The sequence below is a fragment of the Chelativorans sp. YIM 93263 genome, assembly GCF_028767125.1.
Taxonomy (GTDB): Bacteria; Pseudomonadota; Alphaproteobacteria; order Rhizobiales; family Rhizobiaceae; genus Chelativorans.
This window is the reverse complement of record NZ_JAKCWP010000001.1, coordinates 105,827-118,261: the sequence shown is the minus strand read 5'-3', so window position 1 is coordinate 118,261 and position 12,435 is coordinate 105,827. Positions and strand designations below refer to the sequence as shown.

General features: G+C 60.2%; 16 protein-coding genes. 4 read left to right on the top strand and 12 right to left on the bottom strand.

From position 1 onward, the window contains the following. Positions 1 to 23 precede the first annotated feature (23 nt). Together LY631_RS00600 and LY631_RS00595 are read right to left on the bottom strand one after the other, a co-directional pair. Entirely contained in the window at positions 24 to 209 is a 186-nt protein-coding gene (locus LY631_RS00600; RefSeq protein WP_274423170.1) for a hypothetical protein, read from the bottom strand. A 4-nt stretch (positions 210 to 213) separates the two neighbouring features. Continuing rightward, positions 214 to 534 (bottom strand): hypothetical protein, encoded by a 321-nt coding sequence (locus LY631_RS00595; protein ID WP_274423169.1) that lies wholly within the window; start codon positions 532 to 534, stop codon positions 214 to 216. Between the two features lie 350 nt (positions 535 to 884). Here LY631_RS00595 and LY631_RS00590 point away from each other — a divergent pair, with 350 nt between their 5' ends. Further along, positions 885 to 1,619 carry a GntR family transcriptional regulator gene (locus tag LY631_RS00590; RefSeq protein WP_274423168.1) on the top strand — a complete coding sequence of 245 codons (735 nt, stop codon included), beginning with the start codon at positions 885 to 887 and terminating at the stop codon, positions 1,617 to 1,619. Between the two features lie 94 nt (positions 1,620 to 1,713). Here the strand turns inward: LY631_RS00590 and LY631_RS20390 are convergent, their stop codons facing one another. Further along, the gene (locus LY631_RS20390) at positions 1,714 to 1,863 is read right to left on the bottom strand and encodes a DUF2795 domain-containing protein (protein ID WP_445082831.1); all 150 of its coding nucleotides are present in this window, start codon (positions 1,861 to 1,863) and stop codon (positions 1,714 to 1,716) included. 90 nt (positions 1,864 to 1,953) lie between these two features. Further along, a complete protein-coding gene (locus tag LY631_RS00585; protein ID WP_274423167.1) occupies positions 1,954 to 2,313 on the bottom strand; it encodes an SPW repeat domain-containing protein in 360 nt (119 codons plus the stop codon). 131 nt (positions 2,314 to 2,444) lie between these two features. Here LY631_RS00585 and LY631_RS00580 point away from each other — a divergent pair, with 131 nt between their 5' ends. Together LY631_RS00580 and LY631_RS00575 are read left to right on the top strand one after the other, a co-directional pair. After that, positions 2,445 to 3,908 (top strand): NfeD family protein, encoded by a 1,464-nt coding sequence (locus tag LY631_RS00580; protein WP_274423166.1) that lies wholly within the window; start codon positions 2,445 to 2,447, stop codon positions 3,906 to 3,908. Beyond that, a complete protein-coding gene (locus LY631_RS00575; protein ID WP_274423165.1) occupies positions 3,905 to 4,681 on the top strand; it encodes a slipin family protein in 777 nt (258 codons plus the stop codon). The genes LY631_RS00580 and LY631_RS00575 overlap by 4 nt, the downstream gene beginning before the upstream one ends. Positions 4,682 to 4,702: 21 nt before the next feature. On the opposite strand, the gene LY631_RS00570 is transcribed toward LY631_RS00575, so the two are convergent. After that, on the bottom strand, positions 4,703 to 5,479 hold the full coding sequence (locus LY631_RS00570) for an endonuclease/exonuclease/phosphatase family protein (RefSeq protein ID WP_274423164.1): 777 nt from the start codon (positions 5,477 to 5,479) through the stop codon (positions 4,703 to 4,705). Positions 5,480 to 5,590: 111 nt separating this feature from the next. On the opposite strand from LY631_RS00570, the gene LY631_RS00565 reads away from it, so the two are divergent. Beyond that, on the top strand, positions 5,591 to 6,556 hold the full coding sequence (locus tag LY631_RS00565; protein ID WP_274423163.1) for a lysylphosphatidylglycerol synthase transmembrane domain-containing protein: 966 nt from the start codon (positions 5,591 to 5,593) through the stop codon (positions 6,554 to 6,556). On the opposite strand, the gene LY631_RS00560 is transcribed toward LY631_RS00565, so the two are convergent. The 7 genes from LY631_RS00560 to LY631_RS00530 form a co-directional block, all read right to left on the bottom strand. Beyond that, complete coding sequence (locus LY631_RS00560; RefSeq protein WP_274423162.1) at positions 6,463 to 8,022, bottom strand: phospholipase D-like domain-containing protein; 1,560 nt, start codon at positions 8,020 to 8,022, stop codon at positions 6,463 to 6,465. The two genes, LY631_RS00565 and LY631_RS00560, sit on opposite strands and share 94 nt — an antisense overlap. Positions 8,023 to 8,177: 155 nt before the next feature. Further along, entirely contained in the window at positions 8,178 to 8,417 is a 240-nt protein-coding gene (locus LY631_RS00555; RefSeq protein WP_274423161.1) for a hypothetical protein, read from the bottom strand. A 79-nt stretch (positions 8,418 to 8,496) separates the two neighbouring features. Next, positions 8,497 to 9,411 carry a DUF72 domain-containing protein gene (locus LY631_RS00550; protein WP_274423160.1) on the bottom strand — a complete coding sequence of 305 codons (915 nt, stop codon included), beginning with the start codon at positions 9,409 to 9,411 and terminating at the stop codon, positions 8,497 to 8,499. A gap of 83 nt (positions 9,412 to 9,494) precedes the next feature. Continuing rightward, positions 9,495 to 9,884 (bottom strand): hypothetical protein, encoded by a 390-nt coding sequence (locus tag LY631_RS00545; protein ID WP_274423159.1) that lies wholly within the window; start codon positions 9,882 to 9,884, stop codon positions 9,495 to 9,497. Between the two features lie 48 nt (positions 9,885 to 9,932). Continuing rightward, a complete protein-coding gene (locus tag LY631_RS00540; protein ID WP_274423158.1) occupies positions 9,933 to 11,156 on the bottom strand; it encodes an argininosuccinate synthase in 1,224 nt (407 codons plus the stop codon). Positions 11,157 to 11,307: 151 nt separating this feature from the next. Next, positions 11,308 to 11,808, bottom strand: coding sequence for an invasion associated locus B family protein (locus LY631_RS00535; RefSeq protein WP_274423157.1), 501 nt, complete (start codon positions 11,806 to 11,808; stop codon positions 11,308 to 11,310). Between the two features lie 233 nt (positions 11,809 to 12,041). Next, positions 12,042 to 12,413: a YkvA family protein gene (locus tag LY631_RS00530; protein WP_274423156.1), complete on the bottom strand. Its 372-nt coding sequence runs from the start codon at positions 12,411 to 12,413 to the stop codon at positions 12,042 to 12,044. Between the last annotated feature and the right edge of the window lie 22 nt (positions 12,414 to 12,435).

Below are 12,435 nucleotides of genomic sequence, written 5' to 3'. Positions count from 1 at the left end.
GTTCTTCGCCGATCCTGACCCTGTCAGCTTTTCTGGCTGGAGTTGGGATTCTGGCGGTCCTCCTTCGAGATATCGCCCTTCGATCCCTTGGAGCCGCCGCCCCATTCCTGGGCCTTTCGTGCCTGATTGCCGCCCTTTTCGGAAGGAGCACTCCCTTTCACGCTGCCGCTCGTCGCCTTACGCGACTCGTGTTCGCCATTCTTCTTCATTGGACTAGCTCCTTACGCCCATTTCCTGTGCCAATTCCTCGAACTCACCCCTCACGTCCTTGAGGGTCGGCAGGTCGAGGTCGCGAAGTTTGCGGTTGATCTCCTGCGCCGGTTCCGAGGTCAGATCGTCCTCGTACATCTGGTAGACCTCTTTTGCGGAGTCGTAGTCGTGGAAGCGCTCACGCTCGGCGCGCGTCGCGTCCTGCACATCCTTCAATGCGTTATGCTTGTCCTGAGGATAGGAATCCGGATCGGCGCTCAGCACCGGTTCGAATGCCTTCCTGTCCAGGAAGTTCACCAATTTTTCCTTCGCACCGTCGGCCATTGAAGCCTCCTGTCGATCTGCGGTGGGATGTACCGATCAAATCGACCGTGGCCTCAGAGGTTCCAGCCAGGAACGTGGGAATTGATGGAAATCGGGGGATGCAGAAGCCGCGCCGGGATAGACCTAATCTTTCTCTTCTAATCCTTGGTGAGGTACTCGGCGAATCTCGTAGAGACCCAGAGGTTGAAAATGGAGATGGTCATTTCACGCTGCAGGCGCGGGGACCATGCTGTGCTCCGGTGGGTTTTTGTACTTAATATTCTATATAATAGATAACATATGGCTTTGTGGCCGTGTCAATCGCCACATGGTAGAGCTGACCAAGGGATTCTTATTTACGCTAGAGCAACATGACCGACACTGCACAAACAGAGGCCTTTGGCTTCAGACCGCTTTACCGTCAGGTAAAAGAAAGCCTGGTCCGGCGGCTTATCGAGGGGGAATGGCAGCCCGGTCAGCTCATCCCCTCGGAAATGGAGCTGTCGCGAGAACTCGGTGTCAGCCAGGGCACGGTGCGCAAGGCGCTCGACACAATGCGGGCGGAAAACCTGTTGATACGCCGGCAGGGACGGGGAACCTATGTTGCCGAGCCGGAGCACGGGGATCTTAGGTTCCAGTTTTTCCGTCTTGTTCCCGATGACGGCGAACATGTCTTTCCGGCTTCGCGCACGCTGCGCCGAGTCCAAGCCGAGGCCGACCAAGAGGAGGCGAAGGCGCTGGGGATGCGGCAGAAAGATCCGATCTGGCGTGTCGAGCGAATCCGGATGCTGGAAAACGTGCCGTCGATCATCGAAACGATCTCGTTGCCGGAGGGACGCTTCCCCGGTTTTGATTCGCTGGACGATGTCCCCAATAATCTCTACCGCATTTACTCGCAGCGCTGGGGAATCACGATCGGCTCTGCGACGGAACAGCTAAAAGCGGTTGGGGCGAGCGTTCGAGACGCTAAGCATTTGGACTGTCGGTCGGGCCACCCGCTTCTCAGGATCGCGCGTACGGCCTTCGATCTGGAACGCAATGCCGTCGAGTTGCGCGTCTCGCGCTGCCTGACCGAGGACGCATATTACCTGTCCGAGTTGAGATAGCAAGACGCTTGCAGCGGGCGTATAAACGCTTTCCGGACGGAAGCGGACCAATGGCGGCCGTCCTATGACGACGCGCCATCCGCGGCCTTTCTGGCTACTCTACCTGTCCGGCGCCCTTCGTGACTTCGGCCATGCTGTCATAGGTGCGGTCTGGCATCTGCTTGAGGATGTCCATCGCCTCAGCGCCGGTGCCGCCCTTCTGGGCATGCCGGATCAGGTCGTCCTTAGTGGCGGGGAAACGGATTCCAGCAAGCTACTTTACCACGTTAGACGGCGAATGTCCGCTTCGGCGGGTCATTGGTCCGCTTCCCTGTCTGTCGTGTCGGATTTCCCGCTATGCGGCCGCCTGTCCGGGTCTGCGATAGGTGCAGGCTGCCGTAATGATTTCAACGATCCCCACAAGGAGATGTGGCCAGACGATTACCGAGGCAAAGCCGAACAGCCACGGTGAAACGGCAAGCAGGAGGCCGCCCGCAACATCGAGCCCGAGGTGCACCGGCATCGGGATCATTCGCACGGCAGCAAATTCATAGTCGGTCAGCAGGCTGTATACGATCACGAAGATGCCAAGAAAAACGGGCACCCATTGAGCCGGCCCGCCATTGGCAAAACCGAAGAGCCAGGGCGCTATGATGAGCAGGATACCGATAAGGTAATCCAAGATGCCGTGTATTCGCGTCGGGATCATCTGCATGTCTGGACCTCCATTTGCAATGCCGACAAAACAAGTGAAGCGCTATAACGTTCCTTCTCGTCGCAGGGTTTTCGCCCGCGAGCTTGACGCCGGACTGTTCAGCATGCGGTAACGGTCTATATGAGGTAGATATGACGTCGAGATCGCATATCGTGACTTCCTTTGCCGGCTTGTGCCGCACCGCACGAGGTGTTTTCTTTCTCTTGACCGCGCTGGTCGGTTTCTTCGGCCTTTCCGCCCCGCTCGCGACGCAGGAAAGCGGCAGCGCGACGGTTCTTCGTTTTAATGGTGCGGTGAGCCCGGCGACGTCCGACTACATCACTCGCGGGCTGGAGGATGCCGCCGAACGCGGCGCGGAAATTGTTATCCTGCAAATGGACACGCCCGGTGGGCTCGATACGTCCATGCGCGAGATCATCCGTGCAATCCTCGCTTCACCAGTTCCGGTGGCAAGCTTCGTTGCGCCGTCTGGCGCCCGCGCGGCGAGTGCGGGCACCTACATCATGTATGCCAGCCATGTGGCCGCGATGGCGCCCGGTACCAATCTGGGCGCGGCCACGCCTGTTGCCGTTGGCGGGGGTGGGGGATTGCCTTTCGGCGGAGGGGAGACCGAGGAGGAGCCGAGCGACCAGGAAGACGCGGAAGATGAAAGCGGTGATACGCCGGCTCAAACGCCCCAGAACGCCTCCGAAACCAAGGCGATCAATGATGCCGTCGCCTATATCCGCAGCCTTGCCAATCTGCGTGGCCGCAATGCGGAATGGGCGGAAAGGGCGGTGCGCGAAGCGGCGAGCCTCTCGGCTTCATCCGCTTTGGAGCAGGATGTGATCGATTTTATCGCCCCCGATATCCCGTCGCTTCTCAACGAGGCGGACGGACGGACGATATCTCTCGGCAACTCGCAGGTCACGCTCGAAACGGAAGGGCTGCCGGTGGAGGAGGTCACCCCGGATTGGCGTACTGAGTTTCTTGCCATTATCACCAATCCCAACATAGCCCTTATCCTGATGATGATCGGGATCTACGGGCTCATCTTCGAGTTTCTCAATCCCGGCGCACTGTTGCCGGGGACCGTGGGCGCGGTTAGTCTCCTGACGGGACTGTATGCAATGGCGGTTTTGCCGGTTACCTATGCGGGTGCTGCCTTGATGCTGCTCGGTGTCGCACTCATCGTTGCCGAGGCGTTCGCTCCGTCGTTCGGCGTGTTGGGCCTGGGCGGCACGGTTGGCTTGGTATTGGGAGCAACGATTCTGTTCGACACGGATGTGCCAGGGCTGCAGCTTTCCTGGCAAGTGATTGCCGCGGTCGGAACCCTCAGTCTCGGAATCACGCTTGTGATCATCCGTTTGGCATGGAGCTCTCATCGCCGCCGGGTGGTCACTGGGGAGGAGCAACTTATCGGCGAGACAGGTACGGCTCAGGACTGGAACGGAACCCGGGGCTATGTGTTCGTCCATGGGGAACGCTGGAATGCCATTTCCACCGAGCCGCTGGAACCCGGCGATGAGATCCGCGTGACCGGCCGGAACGGGCTGGTGTTAAAAGTGGCGGCCGCTGACACGCAGAACTCGGACAGCAGAGGAGAAAACCCATGAACCTGTTTGGTGGCTTCACTTTTTACGCGGTCCTGATCGTCCTCTTGCTGGCCTTCCTTGGCTCGGTGATCAAGATCCTGCGCGAGTACGAACGCGGCGTAGTCTTCACGCTCGGCCGCTTCACCTCCACCAAAGGGCCGGGGCTGATCCTGCTCATCCCGTTCGTCCAGCAGATGGTCCGGGTCGACCTGCGCACGCTGGTTCTCGATGTCCCGGGCCAGGACGTGATCTCGCGCGACAACGTGTCGGTGCGCGTGAACGCGGTACTTTATTTCCGGGTGATTGATCCGGAGAAGGCCACGATACAGGTCGAGGATTTCATGATGGCGACCAGCCAGCTCGCACAGACCACGTTGCGCTCCGTTCTCGGCAAGCACGATCTCGACGAGATGCTGGCGGAACGCGACAAGCTGAATGCGGATATTCAGGAAATACTCGACCGCCAGACCGATGCCTGGGGCATCAAAGTGGCGAACGTCGAGATCAAGCACGTGGACATTGACGAATCCATGGTGCGGGCGATCGCCCGCCAGGCAGAGGCCGAGCGCGAGCGGCGCGCCAAGATCATCAATGCCGAGGGCGAGCAACAGGCAGCGCAAAAACTGCTTGAGGCGGCGGAGATTCTGAGCGGACGTCCGGAGGCCATGCAGCTTCGCTATCTCAGCACACTCAATGTCTTGGCCGGCGAAAAGAACTCGACCATCGTCTTCCCGTTCCCCATGGAGCTCGCCAGTCTCGTGCCCGGCATGGGTAAGTGGAAGGGTGAAGACTGACGTATCTGAAAGCCCGAGACGCTATAGATCGCGTTGGTTCTCGCCGTCGTGTTTCATTCCAATCGTGGCGATCACGGGCAAATGGTCGGATGCAATGCGGGCGGCAGGGTCGGTCCAGCTTTCCAGCAGCATGGTTCTCGGCCGGCAGTAAACGCGGTCCAGAGGGAATAAAGGGTAGAAGGACGGGAACGTTTTAAGGTGGCTGTGCCCCGGGAATAATGCGTTCAGCGTCGTCTGAACCGAGCCGCGTCCCAACCAGTCGTTCAGATCACCCAGAAGCACGGTCGGCTCCGGCCCGGAACGCACGAGGGCAGCCAAAAGCCGCGTCTGATGCCGCCGCTCCGCGAAGCTGAGGCCGAGATGCGCGGCAACGATGTGCAGCGTGCCGGAAGGAGTCTCGGTCGTGGCTTCGATGGCCGCGCGCGGCTCGCGCCGACGATACGAGATATCGTGACAGCACGTCTGCCTCAGTGGCCAGCGGCTGATGATCGCATGGCCGTAGTTTCCGTCAGGCGCCGTAATCAGCCGGCTCTCGATCGCATGGTTTCCGAGTGCGCTGGCAAAGAAGGCGAAATCCTCCTGCGCGGCAGGGTCTGACTTCCGAGAACCCACCTCCTGCAGGGCGATGATATCGGGATCCTGCCGACGGATAAAATCGACGATGCGCTGACGGTCCCGCTGGCCGTCTAGCCCCACGCTCCCGTGAATGTTCCAGGTCATCACGCGAACCACAGCAGGCTTTGTCTCCATTACGCCCGGTGGTGGCTGGAAAGTGCCGGTATCCTTTCGCGTATCCATGCACGCTCAACGCGTGAATGGCAGGATCGTTGTATGCGTCGAGGCCTTTTATCGGATCGAAAAAGGGTGACGCGCATTTTTACCTGGAGCTTTCCAGAAGGATTATCCCGTTTGAGAACATTGAGCCAGCCGGCACCGCGCCTGTCCTTCGGACGCATCTTGCGCTATCTGATTGCCGTTGCGGCGATAGCGTTGGCGATCTTTCTGCTTTACCGCACCTTCTCTCAATATAGCCGGCAGGAACTGGTCGATGCCGTCGCATCCGTCTCGCCAGCCCGGTTGATAGCAGCGCTCGGCTTTTCGGCATGCAGCTATCTGGCCCTAACCGGATTCGATTGGCTGGCGTTGCGCTACGCGGGTCATCCGCTGGCTTATCGCCGGGCGGCACTCGCCTCCTTCACCAGCCTGTCGCTAGGGCACAATATCGGCCTTGCAGCTTTGAGCAGCGGCGCCATCCGCTACCGCTTCTATGCGCGCTGGGGTCTCGGTGCGGAGGAGGTGGCTAAAGTCATCCTCTTCTGCGGGCTCACAGTCGGTCTTGGGTTGTCGGTGCTGGGTGGAATCGGCCTGTTTCTTGCACCCGATGTGGCGCTCCAGGTGATCGGCGTTCCGCGCGCCACGATCTTCCTGGTTGCGGCGGTTTGCCTTGCTTGGCCGACCGCATATGTTCTCTTGGCCGCGGTGCTGGGCGGGAAAGGTCTTCATCTACGAGGGCACCGACTAACAATGCCGTGCTGGAAACTGGCGCTGGCGCAAATAGTCGTGGGCACAGTGAACTTCGCCTTCGTCGCGGCCGCGCTGCATCAGGCGATCGCTGCTATATCGGATGTGCCCTACTTCGAAGTGGCTACCGTTTACGTCAGTGCCAACGTGGCAACCTTGATCACGCATGCGCCCGGCGGCCTCGGGGTGATCGAAAGCGTGGTTCTGTTTCTGATTCCCCAGGCGGAGTTGATCGGGGCCGTGCTCGTTTTCCGCTTTGTTTATTTTCTGCTACCGCTTCTCTTAGGCAGCATCTCGCTCTTCTTGTCCGAAATGCTGCTCTCTCGCACGCCGCGTTCATCCGATCCGTCCTGAGCCGGCCGGTTGTGCCACCAGGAATAAAGCTTTTCGACAAATCCGAAGGGACGTTCCGGGTCTAGCAGGCGTGTACCCGGAAAGGAATGGGTGGGGCCTTTGCCGATCGGTACCGGGCGCAGCCGGCGCGTGCCGCCGTTCAGCGCCTCTATCGCACCGATTACCGAGTTATGCTGTTCGATAGCCGCGCGCATTCGCGCGGGATCAACAGCAAGATGTTCGCCGAGGAGCCGGTCACGGTACTGGCTGATGGTGTGGCGCGTTTCCGGACCATTCGCCTCGATCACGAGATCACATTCGGTGTCGAGCCCGACTGAGCGGTTGTTGAGATTCGATGAGCCGATACGCAGGATCATGTCGTCGACAATCATCAGCTTGGCGTGAACGAGAACTTCACACTCGCTCTCGCCGTCATCGATAACCGGATAATAAACCCGGAGACGGTTTTTCCGGTCGACCTTGCGCAGGCTGCGCAAAAGCCGCTCGCGATTTGCGCCCATGATGAAGCGTTCGATGATGCCGTTTGCATTGAGCGGACCGACGACCACGATTTCCGGCGGATCGGGGCGTGAGAGAACGCCGCTTAGAATCCTGCGCAGGTATTTCGCGGTGAAATACTGCGCTTCGATGTAAACGGATCTCTTGGCGGCCCGCAAAAGATCTTCCGTCAGCGCAGCCGATTCCTCCACCGCCTGTCGCGCATCGAGGGCCGGCAGCGTGCGCGACACGCCGACGGGCACATTGGTGAAGGTGGGAGAAAGTCCGCTTGGCCAGTTTTCGACCGGCTCGACGATGTGGATCTTTTCGCCAGTGCAGGTTTGCCATCTCTCATGTGCGACGATTGCCACCTCCCGGGCAGCAGGGCCATCGACCGCCATCTGCATGTCATGCACCGGCTGGTAGCTGGAGCCGTCGGGGTTTCGACGATTGGGCTCAGATGGCGCGTGGTGCGAGGTGTCCCAGCGCGCAACAGTCAGGTCGATGCCGCCGACAAAGGCCAGTGAATCGTCGATTACAACCATTTTCTGGTGATGCGCGGCGTGAAGCGGGTGTTGCGTATCGAGCCGCAAGTGGATGCGGGGATGGTCCAGCCAGGCGGCGCCGAAAACGAGCGATGTCGCCGCGCCCGGCGCATGTATCGGAGCTAGGCTCCAGACGAGGATGCGGACTTCCAGTTCCGGCTTCTGCTCCACGAGGCGCCGCAGAAGATCTCCAAGCGTGATAGCATCCGGGCCGTCTTGCGGGCGGAGCTGGATACGGGCGTCGAAATCCCAGCCGATGATGAGGATCGAGCGGCTTGCCGCGCGCAACGCGCTTTCCAGCGCCGTGAAATAGGGTTCTCCGTCGATGAGAAGCCCCGCGTGATGCGCGGTCGCGATCCGGCGGCAGTTGCGCCCCGGTGCCAGAACCGCCAAATGCTTGTCATTCAACTGCACATCGTCGCGTGTGTTCACTCCACCGCTCATGCGGAACCCCTATTCAGCGCCTGTCCAGTGGACAACGCGCGCTACGGCAATAGGTTCGCTCAAGCAGGTAAGCAGTGGAACCGATTTAGGATCCTATTCTCAAACATGCCGCCGCCGAAAATGGCGGCGGCAATGCGCCGATTTTGTCCGAGGGCCTATATGCCGAGTCTCTCCTTGGCTTCCTGGAGCGAGGCCATGGAAGCATCGTGGTCACCAGCTTCGTGTTGTTCCTCACCCTGCGCACGAAGATCCCGAACTTCCTGCAGTTCGCCCTCGGTAAGGCTGGAATCAGGAAGCGCGGCATCGATCTCGGCCATCAAGCCTGGACAGGAATGGGCGAGCGCTGATGCGGGAAAGGCCAGTAAGGAAAGCGCAATGAGTGTAGTACGCAGCATAGTATCCTCCCTGCCGGGATTCGGCGTTTCAACCCCAAATCGTACCTTCGTCTCCTTGGGTTGTGAAGAGACCGGCCGCTCACGTTTTCGCGATGGCACGGAATTCGTCGTCTGAACGGGCGACGTTGAGATGCCTGGCAAGCGCAGTAGCGTCGAAGGGCGCGCGGACCTTCGCATCATTGTCGAAGTAGACATAGACATCCCGCCCGCTTGCACGCTTTTTCACCGGATCAGCGATGCGCTCGGCATTGGGCGGGTCATCACCGCGCGCCCAGGCGCTCACGAGATCCGCCCAGCGTTCGAGCGCGACGTCGTCATAGCCGCTTGCGTAGAGCTGTTCCGAGCCGTGCAGGCGGCAGTAGACGAAGTCGGTCGTCAAATCCATCAGCAGCGGCCAATCCGGCGTGTCGGCGCAGACAAGTGCGATCTTGTGGCGTCGCAGGAGGTTGATGAACTCGCTCGCGCGAAAGCTCTCGCTGCGGATCTCTACCGCATGCCGGATCGGACGGTCCGCATCGATATCAAACCACGCGCGGCCGTCCAGTCGGCCGTCATGTTTGCGCGCGAGCTTGGCAGCTTCCTTCGTGCTATGCGGCAACAGCGAGAAGAACCTGTCCAGCCTCTCGGCATCGAATTTCATGCGTGCTGGAAACTGCCAGAGTATAGGGCCGAGCTTCGGGCCAAGCCGCAACAGGCCCGAGGCCATGAAATTTGCCAAGGGTACTTCGGCATCCTTCACCCGGCGCATATGCGTGATGTAGCGCGAGCCCTTTACCGCAAAAACGAAGTCGTCCGGCGTGTTCTCACGCCAGTCGGCAAAATTCTCCGGCCGCTGCATGCGATAGAAGGTGCCGTTGATCTCAATGGAGGGAAAGTGTTCCGCCGCATAGGCGAGTTCCCGCTTATGCGGCAGTTTCTCCGGATAGAAGACGCCGCGCCAGCCTGGATAGGTCCAGCCCGAAATGCCGATACGGATCTTTCCGGTCTTGCCCATGCAGAACCAACAGCACCCACGTGCGAGGGGTTCCACCTGAGTTCGACACTCTCGGCAGCCGACGCTGGAACCACCCCTTCCGGCTATTCGCAGGCCACGAGTCCGACCGGGTTGAACGGCCCGCCCTCGACAAGGAGGCCTTCTGTCGATTCAGCCTGGGAAAGCGCCAGGCTGTAAGGCTCAGGCGGACCTTCCGCCGTGCAGGTACCGGCGATCTCATAGCCTTCGGGCACCTGCTTTACCTCCTCGAAGGTGCAGGTGACCTCGCCCGGTGTGGATAGCCGTGTTTCGGTGAATTCCCACGGGATCGTCTCGCAAGCATCCTCGGATGCCGCCCAATGGCCGACGAAGAACGGCGCCTCGCCGGCGTCATTGCCTGACCGCCGGGGCTGAGGTGCACGCGTGTCCTGCGTCTCGGCATTCTGACAGCCGACCAGAAACAGACCCAGGAGGAGGGGAAGCGCTATTCGCATTATAATTTCCGCGACGGTTCGGTTCCTTGCCCCAGCTCAGCCCGCCTTCTATTTGCTGCGGCTCCGTGCGGCCAGCGTGCGCAGGCGCAGCGCGTTCAGGCGGATGAAACCCGCCGCGTCCTTCTGGTCATAGGCCCCATGGTCGTCCTCGAAGGTGACCAGCGCGTCAGAATAAAGCGACTTGTCGGACTGACGACCGGTGACGATCACATTGCCCTTGTAGAGCTTCAAGCGTACCTCGCCTTCGACTTCCTCCTGGCTCTTGTCGATGGCCGCCTGCAGCATTTCGCGCTCAGGCGAGAACCAGAAGCCATTATAGATCAGCTCCGCGTAGCGCGGCATCAGCTCGTCCTTCAGGTGCGCCGCGCCGCGATCGAGCGTAAGCGACTCCATGGCGCGATGGGCGGCGAGCAGGATCGTGCCTCCCGGCGTCTCATAAACGCCGCGCGATTTCATGCCGACGAAGCGGTTTTCCACCAGGTCAAGACGACCGATACCGTTGTCGCGGGCGAGATCGTTGAGCGCTGTAAGAAGCGCGGCCGGCGAAAGGGACACGCCATTGAGCGAGATGGCGTCTCCGCGCTTAAAGCCGATTGTGATGTCGATGGCTTCGTCCGGCGCGTCAAGGGGGGACACCGTGCGCTGATGCACGTATTCCGGGGGTTCACTCCACGGATCTTCCAGCACCTTTCCTTCCGAGGAAGAGTGCAGCAGGTTGGCGTCCACCGAGAACGGCGCCTCGCCCTGCTTGTCCTTCGGCACGGGAATCTGGTGGTCGCGAGCAAAATTCAGGAGGTCCGTGCGCGACTTGAAGGTCCAGTCCCGCCAGGGCGCGATCACCTTGATGTCCGGGTTGAGCGCATAGGCGGCCAGTTCGAAGCGCACCTGGTCATTGCCCTTGCCCGTTGCGCCATGGGCGATGGCATCGGCACCGGTTTCAGCGGCGATTTCCACCAGGCGCTTGGCAATCAGCGGTCGGGCGATGGAGGTGCCCAGCAGATAGGTGCCTTCATACACCGTATTTGCCCGGAACATGGGGAAGACGAAGTTGCGGACGAATTCCTCGCGCAGGTCCTCGATGTAGATTTCCTTGATGCCGAGCATCTCGGCCTTCTGGCGCGCCGGCTCCAGTTCCTCACCTTGGCCGAGATCGGCCGTGAAGGTGACAACCTCGGCACCGAGTTCCGTCTGCAGCCACTTGAGGATGATGGAGGTGTCGAGCCCACCCGAATAGGCCAGAACGACCTTCTTTACGTCTTTTTGCTTCGTCATGATCCTTGTCCGGTGATGATGACAGCCAGCGAGGCCGGAAGGGCTCCGCGCGTCGGAGCCTGGTAGCGGCGAGTCATATCAGGATCATGCGTCGGGGCAAGAGCGGCGTCTTCCGGCGCGAACGCGCCGGAAGGGCTTTAATCGGCCGACGTCAGTCGCAGCTTTGGATCGATTCCAAAGCCGCAGTCAGTCCGAGAAGCGAGAATGTGTAGGAGGTGTCGTTTCCCCGGCCGGAAACCGCCTTGATGCTCATCTCGGCTCCGGACTTCATGGCGTCCACCATTTGCGGCTCCTCTGCCGCGTTCTCGAGCCAGGCGGATTTGCCCTGGGTAAACAGCGTAAAGGAGTTGTTTCCGACCGTCGCCGTGACCTTGGAGCCGTTTTGCAAGTCGTAGGAAGCGATGAACTGCGGCTCGTAGGCGATGTTCTGCCCCGGCTTCTGGCTGACGAAGAAGAAAATATCCCCATGGTTAAGGCTCGAAGGGGCTTTCTCCTTGGGCACGCTCATCGCGTAGCAGACTTTGCCATTATCCGAGCTGTAGCTGTAGGTCCCCCAATCACGATGCTGACCGACAGCCGTCGCCTGCGCGAAAGCCGGGCCCGCGGCAATGATCGCGCAAAGCGGAAGCAGCAACGAAAGTAAACCACGCATGTTTCTGACCGTTTCTTTGGTTGGCATGTTCTCGATGGTCCGAAGTGCGCCAGCGGCAGGCGCAAGCTGGCTTCGTTTTTATTCAAATTGGGTTACCAGAGAATGAAGCCCCTTGGAAACTCCGCCCGATCTCGATCGTGCTGCCGGGCTGAAATCCCGACTCCTCTCTGCCCCACCATATGCTTGAATCGGATGAAAAAGGCAGGAATTTGACCTCTCGGAGGTGGCGAACCTCATTCCTCACTGCCGAGCGCATGGCGGGCGGCATCGAAATGCCGCGGCTTTATGTGCGGTCTTACCGCACCGAGTGCGGCGGCAAGCACCGCCACGTCGTCCGTGAAGCCGAATACGGCCAGGAAATCGGGGATCATATCGAGTGGCAGGACGAAATAGAAGAGCGCCGCTAGAAGGATGCCGCGTACGCGCGTCGGCGTCTCGTGGTCGAGCGCGCAATAATAGGCGGCCACGAGCTCTTCCATGAAGGGGATACGGCCGGCTGCTCTCCTGACTGTGTGCCAGAATCTGTGCCGAACGCGCTCTTCCCGGCGGGAATTTTCACGTTCGCCGGCCGGACGCAGGATTTCGCCTATCTTTACATCGTCCATAGCTGCACCTTACCTGGAGGCT

Coding starts and splice junctions, on each gene's coding strand:
- LY631_RS00600 (WP_274423170.1), bottom strand. CDS start 209: ATGAAGAAGAATGGCGAACACGAGTCGCGTAAGGCGACGAGCGGCAGC.
- LY631_RS00595 (WP_274423169.1), bottom strand. CDS start 534: ATGGCCGACGGTGCGAAGGAAAAATTGGTGAACTTCCTGGACAGGAAG.
- LY631_RS00590 (WP_274423168.1), top strand. CDS start 885: ATGACCGACACTGCACAAACAGAGGCCTTTGGCTTCAGACCGCTTTAC.
- LY631_RS00585 (WP_274423167.1), bottom strand. CDS start 2,313: ATGCAGATGATCCCGACGCGAATACACGGCATCTTGGATTACCTTATC.
- LY631_RS00580 (WP_274423166.1), top strand. CDS start 2,445: ATGACGTCGAGATCGCATATCGTGACTTCCTTTGCCGGCTTGTGCCGC.
- LY631_RS00575 (WP_274423165.1), top strand. CDS start 3,905: ATGAACCTGTTTGGTGGCTTCACTTTTTACGCGGTCCTGATCGTCCTC.
- LY631_RS00570 (WP_274423164.1), bottom strand. CDS start 5,479: ATGGATACGCGAAAGGATACCGGCACTTTCCAGCCACCACCGGGCGTA.
- LY631_RS00560 (WP_274423162.1), bottom strand. CDS start 8,022: ATGAGCGGTGGAGTGAACACACGCGACGATGTGCAGTTGAATGACAAG.
- LY631_RS00555 (WP_274423161.1), bottom strand. CDS start 8,417: ATGCTGCGTACTACACTCATTGCGCTTTCCTTACTGGCCTTTCCCGCA.
- LY631_RS00550 (WP_274423160.1), bottom strand. CDS start 9,411: ATGGGCAAGACCGGAAAGATCCGTATCGGCATTTCGGGCTGGACCTAT.
- LY631_RS00545 (WP_274423159.1), bottom strand. CDS start 9,884: ATGCGAATAGCGCTTCCCCTCCTCCTGGGTCTGTTTCTGGTCGGCTGT.
- LY631_RS00540 (WP_274423158.1), bottom strand. CDS start 11,156: ATGACGAAGCAAAAAGACGTAAAGAAGGTCGTTCTGGCCTATTCGGGT.
- LY631_RS00535 (WP_274423157.1), bottom strand. CDS start 11,808: ATGCGTGGTTTACTTTCGTTGCTGCTTCCGCTTTGCGCGATCATTGCC.
- LY631_RS00530 (WP_274423156.1), bottom strand. CDS start 12,413: ATGGACGATGTAAAGATAGGCGAAATCCTGCGTCCGGCCGGCGAACGT.